The organism is Desulforapulum autotrophicum HRM2, from assembly GCF_000020365.1.
Classification (GTDB): domain Bacteria; phylum Desulfobacterota; class Desulfobacteria; order Desulfobacterales; family Desulfobacteraceae; genus Desulforapulum; species Desulforapulum autotrophicum.
The window spans coordinates 1,756,426-1,782,103 of record NC_012108.1 but is presented as its reverse complement, the minus strand read 5'-3'; the positions used below and the strand labels follow the sequence as shown (position 1 = coordinate 1,782,103).

At 47.9% G+C, this 25,678-nt stretch carries 22 protein-coding genes; 9 read left to right on the top strand and 13 right to left on the bottom strand.

The genetic code is table 11. From position 1 onward, the window contains the following. The first annotated feature begins 701 nt into the window (after positions 1-701). Entirely contained in the window at positions 702-3,002 is a 2,301-nt protein-coding gene (locus HRM2_RS07730; protein ID WP_015903450.1) for a thioredoxin domain-containing protein, read from the top strand. Positions 3,003-3,130: 128 nt separating this feature from the next. Further along, complete coding sequence (locus tag HRM2_RS07725; protein WP_187149347.1) at positions 3,131-4,642, top strand: mechanosensitive ion channel family protein; 1,512 nt, start codon at positions 3,131-3,133, stop codon at positions 4,640-4,642. 55 nt (positions 4,643-4,697) lie between these two features. On the opposite strand, the gene HRM2_RS26555 is transcribed toward HRM2_RS07725, so the two are convergent. From HRM2_RS26555 to HRM2_RS07685, 8 genes are all read right to left on the bottom strand, one after another. After that, complete coding sequence (locus HRM2_RS26555) at positions 4,698-5,609, bottom strand: MBL fold metallo-hydrolase (protein ID WP_041273135.1); 912 nt, start codon at positions 5,607-5,609, stop codon at positions 4,698-4,700. A gap of 3 nt (positions 5,610-5,612) precedes the next feature. Continuing rightward, positions 5,613-6,635, bottom strand: coding sequence for a putative manganese transporter (locus HRM2_RS07715; protein WP_041273134.1), 1,023 nt, complete (start codon positions 6,633-6,635; stop codon positions 5,613-5,615). Positions 6,636-6,646: 11 nt separating this feature from the next. After that, the gene (locus HRM2_RS07710) at positions 6,647-7,147 is read right to left on the bottom strand and encodes a NifB/NifX family molybdenum-iron cluster-binding protein (RefSeq protein WP_015903447.1); all 501 of its coding nucleotides are present in this window, start codon (positions 7,145-7,147) and stop codon (positions 6,647-6,649) included. 94 nt (positions 7,148-7,241) lie between these two features. After that, positions 7,242-8,117 carry a pyridoxamine kinase gene (locus tag HRM2_RS07705; protein ID WP_015903446.1) on the bottom strand — a complete coding sequence of 292 codons (876 nt, stop codon included), beginning with the start codon at positions 8,115-8,117 and terminating at the stop codon, positions 7,242-7,244. 166 nt (positions 8,118-8,283) lie between these two features. Further along, positions 8,284-9,045 carry a 2,3-diphosphoglycerate-dependent phosphoglycerate mutase gene (gpmA, locus tag HRM2_RS07700; protein WP_041273133.1) on the bottom strand — a complete coding sequence of 254 codons (762 nt, stop codon included), beginning with the start codon at positions 9,043-9,045 and terminating at the stop codon, positions 8,284-8,286. Beyond that, a complete protein-coding gene (locus HRM2_RS07695; RefSeq protein ID WP_041273132.1) occupies positions 9,038-9,235 on the bottom strand; it encodes a glyceraldehyde-3-phosphate dehydrogenase in 198 nt (65 codons plus the stop codon). The genes gpmA and HRM2_RS07695 overlap by 8 nt, the downstream gene beginning before the upstream one ends. Continuing rightward, positions 9,228-10,532: a H(+)/Cl(-) exchange transporter ClcA gene (gene clcA / locus HRM2_RS07690; RefSeq protein WP_049770415.1), complete on the bottom strand. Its 1,305-nt coding sequence runs from the start codon at positions 10,530-10,532 to the stop codon at positions 9,228-9,230. The genes HRM2_RS07695 and clcA overlap by 8 nt, the downstream gene beginning before the upstream one ends. 53 nt (positions 10,533-10,585) lie before the next feature. Then, positions 10,586-11,857, bottom strand: a complete 1,272-nt coding sequence (locus tag HRM2_RS07685; protein ID WP_015903442.1) for a M48 family metallopeptidase — start codon at positions 11,855-11,857, stop codon at positions 10,586-10,588. Between the two features lie 448 nt (positions 11,858-12,305). Here HRM2_RS07685 and HRM2_RS07680 point away from each other — a divergent pair, with 448 nt between their 5' ends. The 3 genes from HRM2_RS07680 to HRM2_RS07670 are packed head-to-tail and all read left to right on the top strand — an operon-like array spanning position 12,306 to position 16,016. After that, a complete protein-coding gene (locus HRM2_RS07680; RefSeq protein WP_015903441.1) occupies positions 12,306-13,448 on the top strand; it encodes an iron-containing alcohol dehydrogenase in 1,143 nt (380 codons plus the stop codon). Beyond that, positions 13,448-14,665: a two-component system sensor histidine kinase NtrB gene (locus HRM2_RS07675; protein WP_015903440.1), complete on the top strand. Its 1,218-nt coding sequence runs from the start codon at positions 13,448-13,450 to the stop codon at positions 14,663-14,665. The genes HRM2_RS07680 and HRM2_RS07675 overlap by 1 nt, the downstream gene beginning before the upstream one ends. Next, positions 14,649-16,016: a sigma-54-dependent transcriptional regulator gene (locus HRM2_RS07670; protein ID WP_015903439.1), complete on the top strand. Its 1,368-nt coding sequence runs from the start codon at positions 14,649-14,651 to the stop codon at positions 16,014-16,016. Before HRM2_RS07675 ends, HRM2_RS07670 begins: the two co-directional genes overlap by 17 nt. A 125-nt stretch (positions 16,017-16,141) precedes the next feature. Here the strand turns inward: HRM2_RS07670 and HRM2_RS07665 are convergent, their stop codons facing one another. Further along, a complete protein-coding gene (locus HRM2_RS07665; RefSeq protein WP_015903438.1) occupies positions 16,142-17,308 on the bottom strand; it encodes an iron-containing alcohol dehydrogenase in 1,167 nt (388 codons plus the stop codon). 419 nt (positions 17,309-17,727) lie between these two features. On the opposite strand from HRM2_RS07665, the gene HRM2_RS07660 reads away from it, so the two are divergent. After that, positions 17,728-18,213, top strand: a complete 486-nt coding sequence (locus HRM2_RS07660; RefSeq protein ID WP_232364222.1) for a cupin domain-containing protein — start codon at positions 17,728-17,730, stop codon at positions 18,211-18,213. Here HRM2_RS07660 and HRM2_RS07655 read toward each other — a convergent pair. After that, a complete protein-coding gene (locus HRM2_RS07655) occupies positions 18,203-18,454 on the bottom strand; it encodes a hypothetical protein (RefSeq protein ID WP_015903436.1) in 252 nt (83 codons plus the stop codon). The genes HRM2_RS07660 and HRM2_RS07655 overlap by 11 nt on opposite strands. Positions 18,455-18,609: 155 nt before the next feature. After that, complete coding sequence (locus HRM2_RS07650) at positions 18,610-19,626, bottom strand: GGDEF domain-containing protein (RefSeq protein WP_015903435.1); 1,017 nt, start codon at positions 19,624-19,626, stop codon at positions 18,610-18,612. 428 nt (positions 19,627-20,054) lie between these two features. On the opposite strand from HRM2_RS07650, the gene thiE reads away from it, so the two are divergent. The 3 genes from thiE to HRM2_RS25045 all read left to right on the top strand — a co-directional run bounded on the left by thiE (position 20,055) and on the right by HRM2_RS25045 (position 23,757). Then, the gene (gene thiE / locus HRM2_RS07645; RefSeq protein WP_015903433.1) at positions 20,055-20,714 is read left to right on the top strand and encodes a thiamine phosphate synthase; all 660 of its coding nucleotides are present in this window, start codon (positions 20,055-20,057) and stop codon (positions 20,712-20,714) included. 173 nt (positions 20,715-20,887) lie between these two features. After that, positions 20,888-23,215 carry a penicillin-binding protein 1B gene (mrcB, locus tag HRM2_RS07640; RefSeq protein WP_015903432.1) on the top strand — a complete coding sequence of 776 codons (2,328 nt, stop codon included), beginning with the start codon at positions 20,888-20,890 and terminating at the stop codon, positions 23,213-23,215. Further along, the gene (locus tag HRM2_RS25045) at positions 23,212-23,757 is read left to right on the top strand and encodes a tetratricopeptide repeat protein (RefSeq protein ID WP_015903431.1); all 546 of its coding nucleotides are present in this window, start codon (positions 23,212-23,214) and stop codon (positions 23,755-23,757) included. The genes mrcB and HRM2_RS25045 overlap by 4 nt, the downstream gene beginning before the upstream one ends. Positions 23,758-23,902: 145 nt before the next feature. On the opposite strand, the gene HRM2_RS07630 is transcribed toward HRM2_RS25045, so the two are convergent. Next, positions 23,903-24,913 carry a D-cysteine desulfhydrase family protein gene (locus HRM2_RS07630; RefSeq protein WP_015903430.1) on the bottom strand — a complete coding sequence of 337 codons (1,011 nt, stop codon included), beginning with the start codon at positions 24,911-24,913 and terminating at the stop codon, positions 23,903-23,905. Positions 24,914-24,933: 20 nt separating this feature from the next. Beyond that, positions 24,934-25,671: an amino acid ABC transporter ATP-binding protein gene (locus HRM2_RS07625; protein WP_015903429.1), complete on the bottom strand. Its 738-nt coding sequence runs from the start codon at positions 25,669-25,671 to the stop codon at positions 24,934-24,936. Positions 25,672-25,678 lie beyond the last annotated feature (7 nt).

Sequence of the window (25,678 nt, the reverse complement as noted above, 5' to 3'; positions counted from 1 at the left end):
ATTCGTTGAGGCTGGAGCCATACCTCGCTCCGGCCGTACCGGTTATATGAAACTCTCGTCGGACCGGTAGACGGGAACGGGTATAACCCTCCGCTCATTCTCGCAGCCCGTCCTGGGCTGCTCCGAGGGAAACGGCAGCTCTTTCAGCGTCCATGCTGACCGCTGCCGTTTAATCCGCTGCGGGCAATACCCGTTCCCGCCCACCTCTGCTGTCGAGTTTCTATATTCGTTGTGGCCAGAGCCGATACTTCACTCCGGCCGTACCGGTTTATAAGAAACTCATGTCGAAACATCATTGTGAAAGTCTCGACTTTCGAGCCCTCTTTGGTTTCCCTGATCGGAACATTGTAAACCAAAGGGGATAGGATTTTTGCCCTTCCAGGCGTTAAGAAGCGCAGGCTGTTTGAGGACTTTAGCCCGCAGTTCCTGCGCTTTAGTCTGGAAGGGCAAAAATCCCCCCGACGTTTACCGTTCCGGTCAGGGTAACCAAAGGGGGCGGAATGGTACTATCGCCTGCCCTGTATCATCGTGTTTCATATTTCGTTGTGTCCGCTAGGACATGTGGGTTATATGGGACTGCATCTTTTTTTTAAAAAATCATACCACAAAGTGGCATTCCTGAATTGAAGTCCTATCTTATTATAGTTATGACTCAATTCATTTTTATACAATAAACAAACAAGACCTCAGGAGTTATCACAATGGCACATACTTTATCAGCAGCACCCACAGCCAAAGCTGAGGGCCCATTTTCCCATATTCCCCACCCCGGGACACAGCTCTATGATAAAAATCTGATCCAAAGACTGGAAAACGCCAGAAAAGTCCATGGCCGGACATATCGTCCACGGACAAAACACCTGCATCCGGACGGCTCTGCTAAATATACAAACCGCCTGTTTCTGGAATCCAGTCCTTACCTTCTGCAGCATGCCCATAACCCGGTCAACTGGTATCCATGGGGGGATGAGGCATTTGAAACCGCTAGAAAACTGAATCGACCCGTTTTCTTAAGCGTGGGATACGCCACCTGTCACTGGTGCCACGTCATGGAAGAAGAATCCTTTGAGAATGAAGAAATCGCCCGGTATCTAAATGAGAACTATCTCTGCGTGAAAGTCGATCGGGAAGAACGGCCGGACATTGACTCTATTTATATGAGTGCCGTTCAGGCTCTAACAGGCCGGGGAGGATGGCCCATGAACGTATGGCTGACTTGCGACCGCAAACCTTTCTATGGTGGAACTTATTTTCCGCCCAGAGACGGTGATCGGGGCGCTGATATTGGTTTTCTGACCCTCCTTGAAAAGCTCATCCAAAGCTTCCATGCACAGGATGGGCGGGTGGAAAACGCAGGCAGGCAGATTACCGCTGCCATCCAGCAGATGATGTCTCCCAAACCCGGCACCCGGCTTCCCGGTAAAGAAACGATACAAAATGCAGTATCCTTTTACCGGCAGAGCTATGACTCTCGATTCGGAGGACTTTCCGGCTCCCCAAAATTTCCCAGCAGCCTGCCGGTGCGTTTGCTGCTGCGCCATAACCGCAATACCTTTGAAAAGGTCAAACAGGATACGAACATCCTTGAAATGATTGACCACTCTCTCGCCCAAATGGCCGGCGGCGGAATGTATGATCATGTTGGCGGGGGATTTCACAGGTACTCCACAGATGAACACTGGCTGGTCCCTCATTTTGAAAAGATGCTTTATGATAATGCACTGCTGGCAGTGGTCTATCTTGAGGCCTGGCAGGCAACAGACAACGCGGATTTTAAACGGGTGGTCAATGAAATATTGAGCTATGTTATTCAGGATATGACCTCTGCTGATGGGGCATTTTATTCAGCAACGGATGCCGACAGTATAACGCCCCGGGGCCATATGGAAGAGGGGTGGTATTTTACCTGGACACCGGAAGAACTGGACGCTATTTTAGGTAAAGAAAACAGCAAAATCATAAAGAGATACTACTCCGTGGGAGTGACTCCCAATTTTGAAAAACGCCATATTCTGCATACAACCAAAAGCCGGGCAGAGACAGCATCAGCATTAAATATAACAGAGGAGAAACTGGCAAAGATTATAGAAACATCCAGAGAACTTCTTTACTTGGAAAGAAATAAGCGCCCTGCCCCTTTGCGGGATGAAAAAGTTCTTACCGCGTGGAACGCACTGATGATTTCCGCATTTGCCCGGGCCGGATTTACGCTTAACAATACGGTCTATATTGACCAGGCAGTCAGGGCGGCCCGGTTTATCATGGAAAATTTATACATCGACAACCGACTGTTTCGAAGTTATAAAGATGGAAAAGCCCGTCACAATGCGTATCTCGAGGATTATGCCTTTTTCATCGCAGCACTCATTGATCTTTATGAAGCCACCCATGATATCGAGTGGCTTAAAAAAGCTCTGGAACTCGATGATGTACTGAAAACATTTTATGAGGATCGAAAGAACGGCGCTTTTTTCATGACAAGCTCTGATCATGAGGCTCTGATCTCCCGGGAAAAACCTTATTATGACAATGCCACGCCTTCAGGAAACGCCATTGCCATATTAAACCTGCTGCGACTGCATTCTTTTACCACGGACTACAGATACAAACAACGGGCGGAAAAAGCGCTTAAATTCTTTTCTGAACGTTTGAACACCGCACCTTCAGCCCTATCTGAAATGCTGCTGGCAATTGATTATTATTTTGATAATCCTAAAGAAATTATCGTGATTGCCCCAACAGAAAAACCGGATGCCGGTGATTGTTTACTGGAAACATTCCGGAATCTCTTTATTCCCAACCGGATTCTAATGGTGGCGGATGAAAAACAGGCGGCCGACCACGCAAAGATCATCCCCCTGGCCCAAGGAAAGAAAGCGATAAACGGCAAGGCCACCGCCTATGTGTGCGAAAACGGAACGTGCAAACTGCCGACCAGCGATCCTGAAGTGTTTGACAAACAGCTTCAACCGGACGGTCCAACTTTGTTAAAAGTATCGTAAGATATTGACCATGGGGAAGATATAAGATATTTTGCTTTAAATTAATTTCAGATTAGGATTAGGAACCCATGATGGTATGGGGTCTCCAAAAAACAATTTTTTGTCACTTTTTAATGAGGTCTAATCAAATGAAAAAGAGTCTTAAAACCTTGTTATGGCTTGTAATTGCCCTGGCAGTGATTCCCAATTTTGCCATTGCAGCAGAATGTCCCTCTGACATTAAAGCGATAACAAATGATGATCCAAACATTCCCATCAAAGTGCTGGCACAACGTGTTAAGCCATTGACAAAATGCGAACTTGAAGTTGAGGCCCAGGCCTGGGTATTGTTGCTGCAAAAAAAAATTACAGAAATAAGTAATGCTGAAGTGGCAGCACTCTACAAAAAGGATGAAATCCAAAAGGCCGAAAAAGTTGAGGAGGCGCTGGAAGATGCAAACAAAGTAAAAGAAGGCGGTGACAGTGAAGAGGCTAAAAAGGCGTCCCAGGAAGCAAAAAAAGCTTTGAAAGAAGCTGAAGAAAAATTATCCGAGGATAAAACCCTTCAAAAGGCCGTTGAAATTGCAGCAACCAAGGCAAAGGAAGAGGGAAAATCGGCCACACCATCAGAGACGTCAAAAGAGGGGAAGGCTGAGCTTAAAACAGCATTAATCGAACATATTAATTCGTTAATAGCTGAGCGAACAGCGCTGATAGACAGATTTAATATTGTATTGACTGAATTGACGGCCAAGGGTGGTACAACAGTAGAATATGATGCTTACATTAAAGCAGTTTCAGGCATTAAGGTTGATGTGACTGATGCCGGGGCCACTTGGACGACAATTACCGGCTGGTTGATGTCAGAAGAAGGGGGATTTCGCTGGGCAGTTAACCTGATCCAGTTTTTAGTCATCATTATTTTATTTTATCTGCTCTCGATTATTGCAGGAAAAGCGGCTCAAAAAGCTTTCTCAAAGATGAAACAGTTTTCAACACTACTGCGAGACTTCCTGGTGCTGACTACGCGCCGACTGACATTGCTTGTTGGATTGTTTGTCGGACTGTCGGCACTGGAAATTAATATTGGACCGGTACTCGCCATCATCGGCGCCGCCGGTTTCGTCATTGCCTTTGCATTACAAAACTCCCTGAGTAATTTTGCCAGTGGTATCCTCATGTTGCTGTATCGGCCATTTGATATTGGTGAAGTGGTCAAAGTGGCGGGTACGCTGGGGAGTGTTGAATCGATGAATCTATTGTCCACACAATTGAGAACGCCTGATAACCAGCTTGTTATTGTTCCCAACAATTCAGTCTGGGGCGATGTCATTGTTAATGTTACCGGCATCACGGAACGCCGCATCGACCTGGTGTTTGGCATTGGATATAGCGATGACATTGATAAGGCACAGAGAATTCTGGAAGAAATTGTCAGTGAACATAAATTAATCCTGAAGAATCCTGGAGCAAAAGTAAAACTCCACGAACTCGCAGACTCATCGGTTAATTTTATTTGCCGCCCATGGGTCAGGCCTGATGATTACTGGGATGTTTACTGGGATATTACGCGGGAAGTTAAACGCCGCTTTGATGCTGAAGGGATTTCCATACCCTTCCCGCAGCATGATGTTCACCTTTACCAGGTAGCAAACAGCTAACGGCAGATAAAAAGAGTAAAATAAAATTATGAAAAGGGGGTGCAGATTTACGTTGTTAAATCTGCACCCCCTTATTTTTTGCATACTCCTCGTGCCAGGTTGCCGGTACAGGCATTGCCCCATAGAGGTTTTTTCTTTCGGCTTCCAGGAGCAGACGTTTTCTGCCCATGAAGTCTGCGGCGCAATAGATTTGTCTGCCGACTGCAGCGGAAAGGTCTGCCAGCCATACAGGCCCCTGTTGATCACGCATCAGGTGATGATCAAGAATGAGGGTTTCTACATTTTGAGCCAGACGAAAACCATTTTCCCATGCAACTTGACGCATTGCAGGTGAAAGCCTCTCAAGATATAAAGGTGGCCCTGCTGCAAGAACGATATCCGGTTCCCAGGCAATGATATAATCAATGGTTTCAGCATCGAGTAACTGAATATCCGAGGCATGGACAAAAACGGCATTGCCCACATCAATGCGAGTCATCATAACCATGTCGCTTCCGGAATTTCTACCACCCCCATGGTTCACTGCCTTAGAAAAACAGAGGGGGCCATCCTTGAGATTTTCAGCACTGTGAAAATTGCTGCCTATATATTCCTTTAAATCCTGGGCGCGCTGCTTCATTTTAGTGCCAAGGGCATCCATGGATTTACTCCAGCAGCAAATCTTCTGAAAATTTGGGGGAAGCTGTCGGATTGCCATTTGATATGGATTTGCATCGCGTAACGGAACGTGATCACCATGGAAATGACTGAATACCACATCTGTTGCTGTCGTTAATGCTGTGATAATTCGCTGTCGCAGGTGTTCTCCTTCAGCGATCTGCAATGGATGGGGCAAAAAGCCGTGGCGTAAATACCCCAGAGCAATTCCAGGATCAATGACGATCCGCCGTTCTCCTGCGTGAACCAGGCAACTCAACCCCCTTACCCCCAGCGATTCAGTACCGATTATTTCAATTGATCTGTTCATTATTCACCATCCAAGCGTATATCCGGTGAATCCCGTCAATATTCCCACGGCAAAATTAATTGCCTTTACCTTTAAAAAATCTCGACGAGATTCAGCAAGTAACGGCAACATTCCATGACCATCCTGCACAATGGAACTGGCCATAAAAATGCTGAAGGGGATAGTCCCTTCAACAAACAGCGTAAGAAAGAGAAGGTGGGGCCCTGATTCAGGAATAAGCCCGACAAGGCAGGCGATCATCAGAATAATCAGTTGATTGTTCTGTATCCACCCCTCAAGGTGAAGGGAATCAACCAATATCGACATCAGCAACAGGGCACCAAAAGTCCAGAGAAACACCTTGGGGACATGGTCCTTTACCACATGGTTCCAGAGATGCTCTTCCAAAAAATGATCAGGAACCGTTGCAACAATGAAAAATCCCACAAGGGCAAGGACGACCAATGTTACCCGAAGCCAGTTCCAGTTTGCCGGTCCCAGCTGTCCACAGCACACCGCAAATACGAACAAAAGCAAAGTGCATCCAAGGACACCACGGGCAGAAGAACAGTGTCTCCACTGCCTACGAAGGTTTCCCCAGGGAAAGCAATGACATATCTCCTGCCCATGAACGTTAAAGGTATTGTGGCCAATGACCGGATCCGCTGGTTGTTTGCCAAACAGCGCATCGGTGAAATAGCCAGCAGCAATGCCAACAACAAACAACAGTACAAAAACGATTGCAGCCTTTTGTGGGATCAAAGACAGCATAACAAAGGATTCATCACCACTTGTAGCAACCATCGCCACCACCAGTGCCCCAAGACTGACCTCCCGGTGCAGATACAAAGAGACGACGGCAAAGGCGCCTAAACAACCTGGCGTTGCGCCAAGAAAAGCTGCCAGAAAATATTGCCGCCAGCGGCCACCGCGCAACCCACTTTGCCAGACGCCACGGGACAGGACATTAAGGTATTCAATGATCAACATCATCATGAACACAAAGCCGGTTATCAGTACGGCGTGTGTCATTGTCTGCTGCAGCATATTTATTATGTTTATTTGCGTCGTCCCCCCCCACCTCCCATACCCCGACCCTTGCCGCTTTGGCCGCCCATACCCTGGCCACCGCCACCGCCCATGCCACGGCCACCGCCGGCTATACCCCGCCCTCTTCCGCCACCCTGACCGCGGGGAGAGGGCGTTGGTTCGCCGTTCTGGGTGGTCTTGCCAAAGGCACCTTGTTTAAATTTAGCCAGGGCCTGCTCAACGGTGTCCTGGGAAGACACACCTTCAAAAACGCTGACCCCGGTAGTTTGAAATAACTGGGCGGCATTGGGGCCGACCGTGCCGGTGAGAACCGCATCAATATTTTTAGCTGTCACAAGCTTAGTCGCGGCAATCCCAGCTCCCTGTCCCTGGGCGACAGCCGTATTTTCAACCGCCTCAATAATGGTGCCTGTATCTGTATCGACAATTAGAAACCAGGGTGCCCTGCCAAATCGGGTATCGATATTGGCATCAATGCTTTTTCCTGCTGCTGTTATACAAAGTTTCATGTCCTCCTCCTTTGATTGTTTGATATCAAGAGAGTCTCTTTTATTGTTAGCACCATGAATGATTGACAGCAACAGTAAACTTTTCCAGGGGCCCTTATGCCATCATCTCGTAACTGCTGGCGGTCACCGGTGCCCTTAAGTTTGTGAGCACTCTTTCCAGAAGAACCCCTTCCCGGCTGGGATAATTGTAACCAAAGGTGGACCGTATGGCCATGGATACGAATTGAACGGCCCGGTCCAGGGCAATGGGAAGGCTGTCTCCCTGTAAAAGGCCACCCACAATAACACTGGCAAAGGCATCCCCTGTGCCCGGGTAATGGGCCGGGATATAGGCACAGTCTACCTTCCAGAAGCGGCCATCGTCACGGTCAAAGGCCACCACCCCCGATAAATTTTTTCGCCCTGCAACAGGTACACTGGTTATGATAACCTTTCCTGGTCCTTTCTCGCAAAGCCTTAAAATCCATTCTTTGATCTGCCGCTCATCAAGGTAGTCAGTATAGGGCTCATCCAACAAAAACGCAGCTTCAGTAAAATTTGGGGTAATAATGTCGGCATGGCTCACCAGTGACTGCATCTGCCGGATCATTTCCGGCCCCATTGTTTTATAGGGTTTCCCGTCATCTCCCATTACCGGATCCACAACAACAAACTGTTCGGGGCGGGCAAAGGTGCCAATAAAGTCCATGACGATATCAACCTGCCGGGGGGAACCTAAGAATCCGCTGTAAATCGCATCAAATGCAATATCCAGCGCCTTCCAGTGGTCAATAATTTTGACCATGTCTTCGGTCATGTCTACAAAATGATAATCATTGAAACCGCCGGTATGGCTGGAAAGAACGGCCGTGGGCAGGGGGCAGGTCTGGACTCCCATGGTGGATAAAATTGGAATGATAACCGTCAGTGACGCCCTCCCAAACCCGGAAAGGTCATGGATGGCGGCCACCCGGGGGACTGGATTGTGCATTGATTTACTCCTTGGTTGTGCAACATGAAAATTACAATTTATGGTTTGCACCGAGTAATAGGGAAAACCTGCAGGGTTGTCAATATTTATGAAGACTTAAAAAAAAAGATGTTTTTTATCAAAAAGCATGAAAAATTATTAGCACACCCACACCTGGAGGGCCAGTTTATCCATCGGCTACCTCACTTGTCCCGGCTTGGTTGGCAACGGCTGCTGCGGCCTTCTTTGCAACTTCTGGATCACCCAGGTAGGTCTTGCCAAGGGGTTTAAGATTGTCGTCCAGGTCATAGCTCAGGGGGATTCCGGTGGGTATATTCAATCCCACAATCTCCTCCTCTGAAAGACAATCAAGATGTTTGACTAGTGCACGGAGGCTGTTGCCGTGGGCGACAATGAGTACACGCTTACCACTTTTGATTTGCGGTGCAATCGTGTCCAGCCAGTAGGGAATAAAACGGGCTACAGTATCTTTGAGGCTCTCTGCCAGCGGGATTTCCCCTTGAGAAAGGTCGGCATAGCGTCGATCACGACCGGGATACCTGTCGTCATTTTCCGTAAGCGCAGGGGGTGGGGTCGCGTAAGAGCGGCGCCATATTTTCACCTGTTCTGCACCGTACTTGTTTGCCGTTACCGCCTTTTCGAGCCCCTGCAGCGCGCCGTAATGCCGCTCATTCAAACGCCAATGCCGCACAACCGGCACCCACATCTGGTCCAGCTCATCAAGCACATCCCACATCGTTCGAATCGCACGCTTCAAAAGAGAGGTATAGACCAGGTCGAACTTGTAGCCTCCTTCCTGCAAGAGCTTGCCCGCATTCCTGGCTTCCAGGGTACCTTGTTCACTTAAGTCAACATCTGCCCATCCCGTGAAACGATTCTGCAGGTTCCACTCGCTCTGGCCATGCCGTAGTAAAATTAATTTATACATACGCGGCAAAGTCCAGCATTTGTTCTCCATAGCCAATCCCATTGTCATACCCGACCAGCACCTTGTTGACCACCCGGTTCATGACCACCTTTGTGGAAGGGACATCAACAATACCTGAGTGTGGATTTCCAATAATATCGGCAGATACGATTCCAAGGTCATTATAATCCATGATATCCTTTTTACGCATTTTTTGAAACCACGGGATCCATTGAGCCTGCTTTTGCCAACTGAGAGTAAATCGGTTTACCCCCCAGACGATTTGCCACCAGACTTGCACTGAGGCAGGTCATCATCAGGGGAAGTATCAGTTCATAGCTGCGGGTCATTTCCACAATGAGAATAATACCGGTAATGGGAGCCTGCACAGTGGCTGCAAACAAAGCGCCCATGCCGCCAATGGCGAATATCCCGGAATTTTCAACCAAGGCAGGGAAAAAAACCACGACAAGCTGACCATACCAAAGCCCCAGGAAGGTTCCTATGGCTAACATGGGTGCAAAAATACCACCCGGAGTGCCAACGGCATATGAAACAATTGTAAACAGAAAACGAAGAAAAGATAAAACCAGCAAAATTGTTGTACTGAACTCATGGTGCAAAGCAAGCTCAAGCGCCCCATGACCACCACCTACCGCACTGGGCATTAGACTCCCGACAACGGCAATAATTAAAGCAATACTAAGGGCAAGCATATATGGTTTGCGTCCTTTTTGCTTTTTACTGAACAGAACCCCTTTAAGCATAAGATTATTAAACAAGGTACCAAGCAATCCAAAAATGACTCCAAGAATTACAAATAACGGCAAGGTCACAAGCTTAGGAGCTTGAAAAGCCGCATTCAGGATGTCTGGTTGATGGCCGTTTAAAACTTGCACCACTATGATGGATATACAACTGGCAAAAATCACAGCCATAAGGGACTGGAAATTATATTCAAAACGGTCCCGCATTTCCTCTGTAACAAAAATGAGCCCAGCAAGGGGAGCATTAAAAGCGGCGGCAAGCCCGGCAGCAGCCCCTGCTGCCACTAAAACATGGTGCTGAAAGCTATCATGGGATGTTCCAACCATATCACCAAAGGCACCTCCCATATGAATTGTCGGTCCTTCCCTGCCAAGGACCAGGCCGGAACCGACGGCCAGCACCCCTCCAACAAATTTAACAGGAAGAACGCGTTGCCAATGAATCTTTGTATCTTCTTTTAAAGTAATTTCAACCTGCGGAATCCCTGAACCTGCTGCCTCTGGTGCAAACTTTCGAACCAAAAAAACAGAAAGAACAACGGCAGCACAAGTCAACACGATGAAAAGAAGCCATAAGCCCATGGATCCGTCGATATTATCAACAAAGGTATTTCGCCAGCTATTTGCCTGGTTAAGGCAAGTATGAAACAGCGCCCCGACCAAACCGGAAAGAAGGCCGACCAATCCACTTTTGAGAATTAAAATGTTGAAAAATTTTCTATTTGTATCTAATTTCATCATTCATTGCACCGCGTTCCTGCATATTTCTTAAATCTGCCGTAACAAACAACAGGTCATGGGATCAAACCTTTTACGGAGGTCCCCATTTTTTTCAAAACACCAATTCGTTCTAAAATAGGTGGGTGGGAATAGTTTAAAAAGACATAAAATGGATGGGGGGTAAGGTTAGCCAGATTGTGGACACTTAGTTGTTTCAATGCCGTAACAAGGTGATGGGGGGATCCGGTGGTAATCGCAGCAAATCGATCTGCTTCATATTCATCCCTTCGGGAGTAAAACTGCATGATCAGCGACAGAAACAGATCAATGGGAGAAAAGAGCATGCCAAAAAAGACCAGGCCGGCATAGATGGAAATATTGTCCACAAAAAAGGCATGAAACAGCCCTTCCTGGGAGATGAACAGAGAAATGAGAAAGAAAATGACTCCCATCTGAAGGATACTTACCATAAGGCGCCTGAGAATATGTTTTTTTTTGAAATGCCCCATTTCATGGGCAATAACGGACACCAGTTCTTCAACACTCTGCTGCTTGATCAAGGTATCAAACAGAACGATTCGTTTGTTTTTCCCAAAACCTGTAAAAAAGGCATTTGCTTTGCCGCTTCTTTTGGAACCGTCCATGACAAAAATGTGGGAAAGTGAAAAATCAATGGACCTGGCATAGCGGAAAATGGCATCTTTTAAAGTTCCCTGTTCCAGGGGGATGAATTTGTTGAAAAGCGGCATGATCCAGGTGGGGACCAGGTATTGAATCCCAATGATGAACAGGATGCTTGCCATCCAGCACAGAATCCAGGCCAGGGGTCCGAAGGATTCAAAGAACCAGAGAATCAGGGAGAGTAAAAAACCGCCAAGAATCAGTGACAGAAGAATAGACGTCACAAGGTCTTTAAAAAACAATCCAGGGGTTGTTCGATTAAACCCGAATTTTTCCTCGATGACAAAGGTGGAATACAGACTGAAAGGCAAGGAGATCAGGAGCTTTAAAAGCAGTAAAATCCCAATAAATACAAGACCTGTGACAATTGTGTTTTGTCCAAGTCCTCTGACAAAGGTATCTAAAACACCAAATCCTCCCCCAAACCAAAAGATCAGCAAAATGGTAAGATCAAAACTTGCAGTAATGAATCCAAACCGTGTATTGACCTTCAGGTACTCTTGGGATCTGGCATATTTATCCGTGTCATAAACATCTGAGAACTCATGGGGCAGGTTTGGGTTCAGGTGTCGAATGTTTAAATATTCTGCCAGGCTGTCAATCAAATATCCGCCTATCAGAGTTACCAGGATAAGGGTGGTAATGAAGTGCTCTGAAAAAAACATGAAGTTCAGCTATCCTTTTTAAGAATTGATAAAATTTCTGATGTCCTAGGTATTGATTTTGGGCAAATTCAGATTTTCTTGTATCTTCTCAGCAATGCTATTTTTTGTTAATGTCATAAGATTATTATGGCAAGACATTTGCCTTTTTTATGACTTGATCGCTAAAATACGTTAAACCCCCGGGGGTTGTCAAGGAATCCCGCCCGAACATCCATGGGCAACCTAAACGTTTTTAGGGATCAAGTTTTTTTAGGCTCACTCCAAACCGGCAGGCGAAAACAGGTATTGTCCTTCTCTCATTCCCACAGCCAGTCCATGGACTGCGCAGATCTTGTTTTAAGCCGCTACATATGTTAACTATACAGAAATGTTGACAATATACAGGGAGGAATATTTTTTTCTCCACTAAAGAGGACCGACAACCGCACCAACTCCAGAAGGCATTTATATGGGTATCTTGAAATTCTCTGTTCCGGAAATTTTCTTCGGGTCAGGCAGCTTGAAATATACGGGAATGTGCGCCAGCCATCTGGGGGCAGAAAAAATATTTCTGGTCTCTGACCCGGGCCTGGAAAAATCCGGGTGGGTGAACCAGGTATTTGAAATTTTAGACAAACAACATCTCAAATGGGTTTACTATTCCGAGATATCTGCAAATCCCAGGGACTGGCAGATAGAAAAAGGGGCGCTTTTATACAAAGAACATGGATGTGATGTGGTCATCGCTTTAGGGGGCGGAAGCCCCATGGATGCAGCCAAGGGAATTGCACTTGTTGCCAGCAACGGTGGCCGGGTCAATGACTATGAAGGGGCCAACCGCATAGAGCATCCCCTTCCCCCCATGATCTTCATTCCATCAACGGCAAGCAGTGGATCCGATATTTCACAATTTGCCATTATAACGGACATGGAACGGCAGATTAAGATGTCAATAATCAGCCGGACACTGGTTCCCAATATATCCATCATAGACCCGACACTTCTGACCACTAAATCGCGGGAACTCATGATTGCCGCTGCTGTGGACGCGCTGTCCCATGCCATTGAGGCCCATGTCTCAAAAATTGCCTCTCCCCTGACGGAAGTTCACTCCCTTAAAGCCATTGAACACATAATAAAATATCTGCCCCTGGCCCTGGAGAACGGTTCATTAGAATACCTTGAAAAATTGAGCATGGCCGGAACATCCTCAGCCCTGGCCTTCAGCAATGCAAGCTTAGGGCTTGACCACGCCCTTGCCCACAGTCTCGGGGGAATGCTGGATGCGGTTCACGGCACCATTCACCCCATACTTCTTCCCCAGGTGATGCGGTATAATCTTTGTGAATGTACCGATAAACTAGCTGAAATAGGCCGGGTGGTACTGGGCAGGGATTTGGAATCACCCAGTGCAACAGCCCTTGCCGGCATTGAAAAACTTGAAAGGTATTTTAAAAGCCTCGGGGTGAGCACCCGGTTGCGGGACATTGTACCAGACCAGTCGGTCCTGCCCAGGATCTGCCAGATGGCCACCTTTGATTCTTGTCTTTTGAGCAACCCCAGGACGGCAGGTGTTGAAGATATGATGCAGATATGTAATGGGGTATGGTAATGAACAATCCAACAACCCTGGAAGACATCATTGGCCTTGAATCCACCAAGCTGGGTTTTTTTGGTGAGGTAAAAAACAAGGTTGTCGAACTCCAGACAACAAACCTGAAACTTGAGCGCAAACAGCGTCAACTCCAGGCCATTTTAGATGGGATCTCGGATGTGATGGTCATTGTCTCATTGAACTTCACCATAATATCGGTAAACCGGCTGTTTTCTGAGATTTTCAAATCTGCATCCCCTGAGGGACATTTCTGCTATGAAATTTTTAATAACCAGACGGGTCCCTGCCCTGACTGCCCCATCATCACCGCCAGAAAGACCGCCAGGGTCTGCCGTAAAATGCTTGTGTACCAGATTGACAATAAAAACCATCAATTTGAAGTTGCAGTATCCCCCATGCTGGACTCGAACAAACGAACATTCAGGTTCCTTGTTCTCATGCGGGATGTAACCCGGGAAAAAGAGTACCAGGAGCAATATCAATATTCAAAAAAAATGGCCACCGTCGGACTGCTCGCCGCCGGGGTTGCCCATGAGATAAACAATCCGTTGACCTCCATCAGCGGATTTTCAGAGGGGCTCAAGCGGCGGCTGCCAAGGCTCAAAAGCTGCCTGGAAAACAACCCGGAAAATTTTGAACTCATGGCTGATTTCAATGAATACATTGAAACCATTATTGCCGAATGCAACCGGTGCCATGATATTGTAAAGAGTCTGCTGACATTCAGTCCCAGGAAAAAAATTGTATTTATTCCTGTGGATCTTAAGAACCTGATCAACGATGTTCTCACCCTCCTGCGATACCGCCTGAAAAACTTTCCCCTACTGAGAATTGATCTTGAATTCAATACTGACATCCCAAAGGTTCAAGGCAATGCAGCTGAGCTCAAACAGGTGATGCTCAACATCATATGCAATGCCCTTGATGCCATTGATCCAGACGGCAGGATACAAATTTATGCAAAAAAGGCAAACCAATGGGTGACTCTTTCGGTCAAAGACAACGGCAGCGGCATTACCCCGGAAACGATGGATAGAATGTTTGACCCTTTTTTCACCACAAAACCCGTGGACAAGGGAACCGGTGTAGGCCTGTCCACCTGTTATAATATTATCAAACAGCACAGGGGAGAAATAGTCGTAAACAGCAAGGAAAATATTGGAAGCGTTTTTAAAATAAAATTTCCAAACCCGGAATATGCAAAAAATGAATAAACACTCATGCCCCATCAATATTCTTGTGGTTGACGATGAAAAATCCATCCGCAGGCTGCTTGAAAAAGAGTTGGCCTCTGCGCGGCGATGTATCACAACGGCCGGTAATGGCAGGGAAGCCCTTATTGCCATACGAAAGAATGTATTTGATGTCATTGTCCTGGATATCAGCCTGCCAGATGCCAATGGAATTGAACTGATGTCCCGATTCCATGAAGAAATCCTGGGCGTTCAGATCATTTTAATTACAGGGTATGGCGATGTTGATGATGCTGTTGAAGCCATGAAGACAGGTGCCTGTGACTATATTACAAAGCCCTTTGACCTGGGAAGGTTGGAACAGGTCATTGAAAAGGCCTATCAGATAGGATCTCTTCACAAAAAAAAGTTCTTAAAACAGCAGGGGCTTCACAAGAAGAAGATTTTTCCAGACCAGATCGTGGGACACTCTGCCGCCATGGAAGAGGTCCGATTTCTCATCGGCAAGGTGGCACCGACCTCGGTTCCTGTGCTGGTCACCGGTGAGAGCGGCACCGGTAAGAATGTTGTGGCCAGACAATTGCATGGCCTGAGCCTGCGGGGGGAATACCCGCTGATAACAAAAAACTGTGCCACCCTCCAGGAAGAGCTGATACGAAGCGAACTCTTCGGGTACTGCAAGGGTGCGTTTACAGGGGCTGAGGATTCCAGGGACGGACTCCTTGACCTGGCAGACAAAGGTACCTTGTTCCTGGACGAAATAGGCGAACTTTCCGTGGGGGTACAGGCATCTTTGTTGCGTGTCATGGAGAATCAGACATTTCGCCCGGTGGGGGATAAGCATGAGAGAAAAGTTGATATCCGATTTGTTTTTGCAACCAACCGGGACCTCAAGGAAGAGGTCGCAAAGGGGAGGTTCAGTGAGGCGCTTTTTCACAGACTCAACGTTTTTGCCATAAAGATCCTTCCCCTGCGCAAACGCAAAGAGGAAATCCCTGTACTGATGGAATATTTTCTGGGCCAGATAAGTACCGGCAGCCCCCCCTGCATGGTGTCTAAAAATGCAATGAAACGCCTCATGGCCTATGACTGGCCGGGCAATGTGCGGGAACTTTACAATGTAATGGAGCGCGGTGTCATCCTTGCGGACAACAATATCATCACGGAACGCTGCCTGCCCCTTGAACTTCTTGAGACAACCGAAGGGACAGAAGACAAAAACTCAACCCTGTTCCCCACCCTTGAGGAGTTGGATAAAAACTATATCATGAAGGTGCTGGACCATGTGGATGGCAACAGATCAAAGGCCGCCGAAATCCTTGGTATCAGCCGGAAGACCCTGTACCGAAAATTATTGAACAGTGAAGAATAGCTATGGGAAGGGAGATGGATCTATTATACTGAGATTTCATATTGTCAGGGGGCATGGGAATTTAACTTCCATGCCCCGAAACAGCTATACGTTTACCTTTGGGTCAAGACCCGTTGGATAAACGATTACAATGCATTTGTGTAAATTTGAATAACATCCTCAAGGCTTGGACGTCTCGGATTAGTGGCACCGCAGGCATCTTTCTGGGCATTTTCAGCCATAATCTTGAGATCCTCTTTCTTAACACCCAGTTCTGTGAGATTTGCAGGAATGCCCACATCGGCAGAAAGGGTCTGGATTGCGGTCAAGGCTCGTTCTGCTGCGTCCCTGAGGGACAACCCTGTAATGTTTTCTCCCATGGCAACGGCAATGTCAGCAAATCGCTGGAGCTTGGCAATAAGGTTGAACCTTGAAACATGGGGAAGCAGAATGGCATTGCACACACCATGGGGAAGGTTGTAAAAACCACCCAGCTGATGGGCCATGGCATGGACATGGCCAAGGCTTGCATTGTTAAACGCCATACCTGCAAGATATTCCGCATAGGCCATTTTGTCCCTTGCCGCAAGATCATCACCATTGGCAACAGCCTGCCTCAAATTCTGGGCAACAAGCTCAATGGCCTTGATGGCACAGGCATCGGTTATGGGGGTTGCAATGGTTGAGACATAGGCTTCAACAGAATGGGTCAAAGCGTCCATACCGGTTGCAGCAGTCAGTCCAGCCGGCATGCCCATCATGAGAAGGGGGTCATTGATGGCAATATTGGGCGTGCAGCGCCAGTCAACAATGGCCATTTTAACCTTTCTGCTGGTATCTGTGATGATGCAGAAACGAGTCATCTCACTTCCGGTTCCAGCCGTGGTGTTGATGGCAATAAAGGGAGGCATTGCTTTTGTGGACTGATCAACGCCTTCCAGGTCATGGATGGTTCCGCCATTTGAAGCAACAAGACCAATGCCTTTTCCACAGTCGTGGGAGCTTCCACCACCCAGGGTGATGATCATGTCACAACCGCTCTTCTCATAAATAGCAACACCATCTGCAACATTTTTATCTGTGGGATTGGGAACGGTTTCATCGTATACTACCGCATCAACCCCCATCCCTTCTTTAATGATATCACAAATCTGCTTGGTGAGCCCGGCAGCGGTGATTCCCTTGTCTGCTACAAGAAAAGGTTTAGAGACTCCCAGGCTTTTCATCTGGTTGCAAATCTCTTTGTGTGAACCAATACCCATGAGTGAAACTGTAGGAATAAAAAATCCGTAAACTGCTTCTCCGTTTGACATGCTAGGCTCCTTAGTAAGGTCTGTTTGTTAAATTTAAAACAACAACACTTGTTTGAACTCTGATGCCTTTCATAGCAATAAATCTGCCAGACGGTTTGTTTCTGCCTGCAGTGCGTTCACCCATTCTGCTTTTCCCTGCTAAATGACTTAAATTATAAATTAAAATAAGTTAACATTTAATGAAATAAATTCAGCCGCCAGCAGCAGGGATTTAACTGACCCAGGAATTTCGGGACAATGTGACCCACAGCGCCTGCCGGATGAGTCGATGGGAAACACTGTCTCTTATTTTATCACCAACGGTTCTCCAGCCCTTGACAAACAAGTAGAAAATGCAATCTGGACATACAAAAACACATGGGATAAAGGTAAGGGATCAAGTGAACGGGGTCAGGCGCACCATAATAAGAGGTAGGGTGATGGAACAGACAAGACAACTCAATACAATGAAGCCGGTTAATCTTACAGAACATCCTGAAGGAGGCCGATTCCGGGAGGTATTCAGATCCAATGCAACCATCTCTACATCACAGGGAGAAATCAGATCGGCACTTACCCACATCTACTTTTCTTTAAATCCGGGAGAAACGAGCAATTTTCACAAAGTTTTGTCTGATGAAGTATGGAATCTATACCAGGGTACAGGCCTTCGTTTGTACTCCTGGGATGGATCCAGCACACCTCCCCAGTGCGTCACCCTTTCGGCTGCCGACAATATTTTCTGCCATGTCATTCCTGCAGGGATCTGGCAAGCCGCCGAACCCATATCCGATACAGTCCTGGTCGGGTGCTCCGTGGCTCCGGGATTTGAATTTCCAGATTTCACGCTCATTGATCCAGACTCAGACGACGGCAAACGGCTCGTTTCAATAGCCCCGGAATTTGCCAAGTTTACTATCTCATAGCAGAAACTTTCAGTGCAAGGCCCGCCATCTCCACGTTGACCTTCCACTCCGGTGGGGAGATTCCCCATTTTCTGCAGTCGTCCGGGTCCGCATCTCTGTTAAATGCGGATTTCAGCCATGAAAGATCCCTGTTGTCATAGCACCAGGCAGCAAAGGAGTCGTCCCTGAGAAAAATGGAAGGGGAAGTTCCCGGATTTTGGAGTACCATTTCCCTGAGGTCATCGGCTGTTTTAGCGAACATGATATACCTTTTATTTTACGTGTTAAAAAACAGGCGCTGACTATAATTTAAAAAGAACAATTTTACAATACCGAAGCATCATTTTAATTGACATTCCAATTCCGATTTTTCTGTTTCGCCAGAGATTTTGTAACAGATCCAACTCACACCACAAGTTACGCTTCCAGTTGAATGCAATTGCGGCCGTTAGTTTTAGCGCGATAGAGCGCTGCGTCAGCTTGTCGCACCAGTTCGACAGGAAGAAGCTGGTTTGATGGCTGGAGGATAGCCACACCAATACTCACAGTGACGATACCTAAAAGTGAGTCAGTGTGGGGGATTGCAAGTGACAAGACTCTTTGATGGATCTGTGTTGCAGTTTCCAATACGATTTGCTTGTCCATGTTTGGCAAAAGGATGGCAAATTCTTCACCGCCATAACGAGCTGCTAACTCACCTGCACGACGTCCCGATTCCGCTAACGCCTTGGCCAGTGCCTGCAGGCAAGCATCCCCGGCTAAGTGTCCATAGCGGTCGTTAAATCGTTTGAAGTGGTCAATATCCAGCATGATAAGCGCCAGAGGAGTACCGCCACGTTGGCCTCTACTCCATTCCTGAACAAGCATTTGATCAAAAAAGCGGCGGTTACCTATGTTGGTCAAACTATCTGTGTTTGTCTGTATTTGCAGCAACCTGTTAGCCTCAGCCAATTCTTTGGTCCTGTTTTCGACGACCTGCTCAAGTTCGAGGTTACGTTTCTCCAGTCGAGACACCGGATAGATTTCACTATCATTAGCCAAGCCATAAGGAATCGAGAGCCCGCTGTGCACAATTTTCCAATCGTTATCCTCGCACCGGAACATTAACACTAACCTGACGGTCTCCCGCGAAAGTATGTGCTCGGGTACTGGTAGGTTTATATTGAAAAAAGCAGTGATGGCCACAATGTCTTGAGCAAGGTCTTGTAATGACAAATTCAACATTTTTATATGAAGTCGTCCGGGTATTTGTGCAAAATCTTGCATTGTAATCCGGACCCACTCATCTTTGCTTGTGACGAGAACGTCGCTGCTGCCCGCATAACCACTAAAATTATCACTAAAGCGTGAGGTCAGTCGGTCATCGCGTGAAGCGTACATTTCAATGTACTCGTCAAATAATGAACGGATCAGTTGCTGACGTTCAAGCCGCATAAATCTATTCTCCATATTGGAAAAGTAAAAACGTTACTATAAATTTAAGAGACCTTACCCCACTGACTCTCAGAACCCAAACAATGCGTTTCGCATGTAATTTACTTCAGTCGACTAAAAAGGTCAACAAAATGCCGATTCACCTGATCTGGAACAAAATTGAACTGGCCCTTAAAAATGCCCTGGGAGACCTGCCTGAAAAATGGCATGCTCCCCCTGGCACATGGGGTTCATCAAACGGCCATGTACAGCATTTATCGAAATTGGTTGGAAAAATCGTTTCTTGTTGACATTCCCATTTCGATTTTTCATACTCCCGGGATATTTTGTACGTGCCGAAGGCTGTAAAAGTCTACCCCAAGACCCGGCTTTATTTTAAACCACACACAACCGCCATGGTATTGAAAACTCGAGAAAAGGAGATGTTCATGACAGCAAGATTAAACCCGGGAATCTACGGAATCCTGACAGAAAAATTTTCCAGGGGACGATCCAATATCCAGGTGGCTCAAGAGATGGTAAATGCAGGCGTAACCACCCTCCAGTACCGGGAGAAACCCGCCTCAAAATCCATGGGGGAAATGTACAAGGAGTGTGTTGCCATCAGGCAGATCACCAGGGATGCCGGGGTCACCTTTATCGTTAACGACCATGCCGACCTTGCCCTGATGGTGGAAGCCGACGGCATCCACACGGGCCAGGACGACCTTCCCTTAAGGCCGCTCAGAAAACTTGTGGGGGATATGATCATCGGCCGCTCCACCCATAGTCTGGATCAGGCCCGGCAGGCAGTCCTGGAAGGTGCCGACTACATCGGTGTGGGCCCGATTTTCACCACCCAGACCAAGGAAGGTGTCTGCGATGCCGTGGGACTTGCCTACCTTGACCATGTTGCAGCAAACATCGCCATCCCCTTTGTGGCCATTGGCGGCATCAAGGCGCACAACCTGGGCCAGGTGGTAAGCCACGGGGCCAGGACCGTCTGCATGATCACAGAAATTATCGGCGCCGAAGATATCAAGGCAACCATCCAAGGGCTTCAAACCATTTACAAGGACACTTCAGCCAAATTGTACCAGGCCTTGTGAAGCGTATGATCACCTCAGCAAAAGCGGCCGTACTGTTATTTTAACCTTTCTTCGTATTCTTATTCTTATCCATATCCTTTTTTACCCCACTCGTCTATTGATTGTGTGCCTGTATTTTGATACCCATCTATAGGTTCCTAGGGAACAAATTATGATCGAATACAGGGAAATTTATGAAAAAGACGATTTTCATACTGGTCCTGCTGGGATGTGCCGGACTTTTTTTTGGATATTTTAATAAATTTGACAAACAGGTTCAGGAGCAATTTCAGGGCAGGCTGTGGGAACTGCCGGCCCGGGTTTATGCCCGGCCCCTGGAAGTCTATCCCTCCATGCAACTGGTTCCTGAGTTGTTTGAAAAAGAATTGATCCTCATTGGGTACCGGAAACAGGATAATTCAAATGGGCTGGATACACCGGGTACCTACGCCCGCATGGGAAACACCTTTGACCTGTTTTTGCGGGCCTTTGATTTCGGGGATGAGACACTTCCCCTGCGCCGCACCCGGGTCCGTATCAAAGACAACAGGGTGATCCAGGTAAAAAATATCAAAACCGGCAGAGACAGGGAGATGGATCGGCTGGATCCGGTTATGGTGGGCCGGTTTTACCCGGCATCCATGGAGGATCGAGTTCTGGTAACTCTGGATCAGACGCCGCCCCTGCTGGGAAAATCCATTGTAGCTGTGGAAGACCGAAATTTTTACACCCATTACGGCATTGATCCCAAAGCTATTTTCCGGGCTATTCTGGTAAATATTAAAAATCGGCGGCTTTCCCAGGGGGCCTCCACCCTTACCCAGCAGCTGGCCAAAAATTTTTTTCTGACCCGGGAAAAAACCCTGGTCCGGAAGATCAACGAAACCTTTATGGCAGCGGCCCTGGAACTTCATTTTTCCAAGGATGAAATCCTGGAGGCTTATATAAACGAAGTCTACCTGGGCCAGGACGGCAAACGGTCCATCCATGGATTCGGCCTGGCCGCGGATTTTTATTTCGGTAAGTCCCCGGCCAATCTTGCCCCCCATGAAATCGCCCTGCTGGTGGGCATGCTCAAGGGCCCCTCCGCCTATAATCCCAGGACATATCCGGACCAGGCCAGGCAACGGCGAAATGTGGTCCTTAAATTAATGGCAGACCAGGGGCTGATCTCGCCCTCCCAGTTAAAACAAGGCCTGACAGCTTCCCTGGGAGTGATTCAAAAACCGACCCAGGGACACTCTCCATTTCCCTTTTACCTGGATCTGGTGAAACGGCAGCTGCTCAAAGAATACCGGGAAAACGATTTGAGAACCATGGGGCTGAGAATTTTTACGGCCCTGGATCCCCAGGTTCAGCTGGCTGCAGAACAGGCTGTCTCCGGCTTTTTGAAAAATAAAGACAGCCACCTGGAAGCCGGATTGGTATTTTCGGACACGGCCACCAATGAAATCCACGCCCTGGTGGGGGGCAAAGATTTCAGGTACATGGGGTTCAACCGGGCCTTGGATGCCCGGCGCCCCATAGGGTCCCTGGTCAAGCCGGCGGTATATCTTACGGCCCTGGCCCAGCCAGACACCTACACCCTGGTCTCCCGGGTCAACGACGGCCCCGTAAAAATCAAAAATTATGACGGCACTTTCTGGCAACCCCAAAATTTTGACAGAACATCCCACGGGCAGGTGGGGCTCTTTCAGGCCCTGGTTCATTCTTATAATACCGCAACGGTGAGGCTGGGCCTGGATTTGGGTCTTGAGAATGTCTCAAATACCCTGAAAAAATTAGGTGCAAATCCTGAACCCCCGGTTTTGCCTTCCATACTCCTGGGAAGCATGGATATGTCTCCCATCCAGGTGGCCCAGATGTACCACACCCTGGCATCTGGAGGATTTTACACGCCAGCCCGGGCCATTCGAACGATCTATACCCTTGAAGGGGAAGCCCTCCAGCGGTATGACTTGACCATTGAGCAGCGTATGAATCCAGGAGCGGTTTTTCTGGTAAATAAAATGCTCCAGGGAGTGGTTTCCCGGGGAACGGGAAAATCCTTGAATAAATGGCTGTCCCCGGATTATTCAATTGCCGGGAAAACAGGCACCACCAATGACCTCAAGGACAGCTGGTTTGCAGGATTTTCAGGCAATCATCTGGCTGTAGTATGGATCGGACGGGACGATAACCAGTCTACCGGCCTTACCGGTTCTTCCGGTGCCCTCCAGGTCTTTGGACGACTCATGTCAAAAATTTCCAACTCTCCTCTGGATCTGGCCGTTCCCGAAAATATTGAATGGGGAATCATTGATTCCAAAACCGGATACAGAACCAACGGGGATTGCCCCAATGCCGTGTCTGCTCCGTTCATCCGAGGGTCTGTTCCGGAAGAATTCCAGCCCTGTGAATCTGCTTTTTCACCTATCCAGACAGGTGATCAACCCGTTCCACGGTCTTCATCCAAGGCAGCCCCCCCAAAAAAAGTAAAAACCAAATATCTTATGGATTGGTTTAAAGAGGTCTTTAAATGAAACAGAACCTTTTTGTCCGCTGGGTAACCATTTGTTCAGTTCTATTGTTAATTCCTTTTTTCATGGCCTCCTGCGCCAAAAACAGGATTTCATCCATTCCCCAGACCCATGAGCCCCCCAAACAGGTGCCGGAAATCGGGGCCCCCCCACCGGGAAAGACAATCCAAAAGTCGGGCCAGCCTCAGCCTGAAAGGCTTTCGCGCCTGGTTCCCACAAAAAAGCCGCGACCAGCCATTCTGAACACCATGATCCGAAAGGCTGAAAGGCAGCTTTTCCTTCATAAGCCGGATCCTGCTTTCCAGACCCTGGAACGGGCCCTGACCATTGACGGACGGGATCCTGAAGTCTGGCATCTCATGGCAAAGGCCAGGCTGATGAAGGGTCAATACCGCCAGGCTGAATCCCTGGCCAGAAAGTCCAATACCCTGGCAGGTGATGATCGTTCCCTGAAAAAGAAAAACTGGAAGATAATTATCCACGCCCTTGAGGAGCAGGGCAGGATGGATGAAGCAGACCAGGCCCGGGCAAAGGCCGGAGCCTGAGCCTTGAGACCCCGTCCCCATCCTTTTTCCCCAGATCACCGGTATGGAACCAGCAATATGCCGGTGTGGCATCCCAGAATCAATTTGTTAACCGGGTTTTAGGTCAGCCACCAACGATACGGCCGAGGCAACTGCAATTTCAAAATTATCCTTCAAACGACCCGGATTGTGAGCCCAACTGACTTGACCATGCAAATAATTCCGGAGATCCGCCGGTATGCCAGAACAAGACGGTCTGGCCTTTTTTAAATACCCCTTGTTGGATCAGGTCCATCAGCCCCCCCATGGCACGGGCGGTATACACCGGACCAAGCAGAATGCCCTCGCACCTGGCCAGATCCCGAATGGCATTAAACTCCAGATCTGCCGGCACGGCATAGCCTGCACCCAGGTAATCACAATTAAGAGAAAAATCCTGTTCTGTCAACTCCGTACTGATACCAAGCCTTTGGGCCGTTGCCCTGGCAATTTCAAGGAGAACCGGGGGAAAAGGATTTTTTCCGGTTTTGACCTGATCAATACTGATGCCCAGGACCTGCCCCTTAAACCCTGTTAGCTCTGCACCCAGGGTCAGGCCTGCCTGGGTACCACCGGAACTTGTGGCAAACACAATGGCATCGGGCTGGACCTTCATCTGCGTAAGCTGGGCATGGAGTTCCACCATGGCGTTCACATAACCCACAGACCCCACGCCGTTGGATCCGCCAACGGGAATGACATAGGGACGTTTCCCCTGGTTTTGAAGGGTGTCCGCCACCTGGTAGAGTCGCTGGTCCCTGTCTTTCCTGTCACAATAATGGATCTGGGCCCCGAATATTTTATCCAGCAGCAGATTGCCGCTGGCCGTTTCAGGACAATTGCCGTTTAGAACCAGATGGCAGTCAAGGCCGGCTTTTCCGGCGGCAGCCGCTGTCAGACGGCAGTGGTTGGATTGCAGCCCTCCTGCGGTAACCAGGGTATCTTTACCCTGGTCCAGGGCTTCGCCAACGAGGAATTCAAGCTTCCTTGTTTTATTGCCGCCCATGCCCAGGGAAGTAAGGTCATCCCGCTTCATATATATTTTGGGTCCGTTGTTCAATTTTGAAAACGACTCAAGAAAATCAACCGGGGTTGGAAATTCAGCCAGGACATATCTTGGCAAACGATATAATTTCATGGGGCTTTCCTCCGTAAAGATTAATGGGTCAGTATCATGCTGATAAATCCCCGGGCCCTTTCTGTGGTCGGGTTATCAAAGAAATCAATGGGTTTCCCGGTTTCAATAATTTGCCCTTCATCCATGAACAGCACCCGGTCGGCCACTTTTCTGGCAAACCCCATTTCATGGGTAACCACACACATGGTCATGCCTTCGGATACCAGGTTGACCATGACGTCTAAAACCTCACCGATCATTTCCGGGTCCAGGGCAGAGGTGGGTTCGTCAAACAGCATGATGTCAGGAGACATGGCAAGGCCCCTTGCAATGGCCACCCGCTGCTGCTGGCCACCGGACAGCTGGATGGGGTAGGCATTGGCTTTTTCAGTCAATCCCACCTGGTCGAGTTTTTCCATGGCAATCTTTTCTGCCAGGGATCTGTTGATTTTTTTCACATGCATTGGCGCCAGGATAATGTTCTGCAGAACTGTCATATGGGGATAGAGGTGAAATTGCTGAAACACAAAACCGATATCAGCCCTGAGCTTGGTTAAATTTGCAGACTTGTCATGGACCTGCATCTTGTTTACATGGATCTCACCATCATGGATATTTTCAAGGCGGTTGATACACCGGATCAATGTGGATTTTCCCGATCCGCTGGGGCCACAGATCACCAGGACTTCCCCCCTGGCCACCTGAAGATTGATATTGTTCAATACGTGGAGCTTTCCAAACCATTTATTTACATTTTTAAATTCTATAATATTTTCCATGGATACT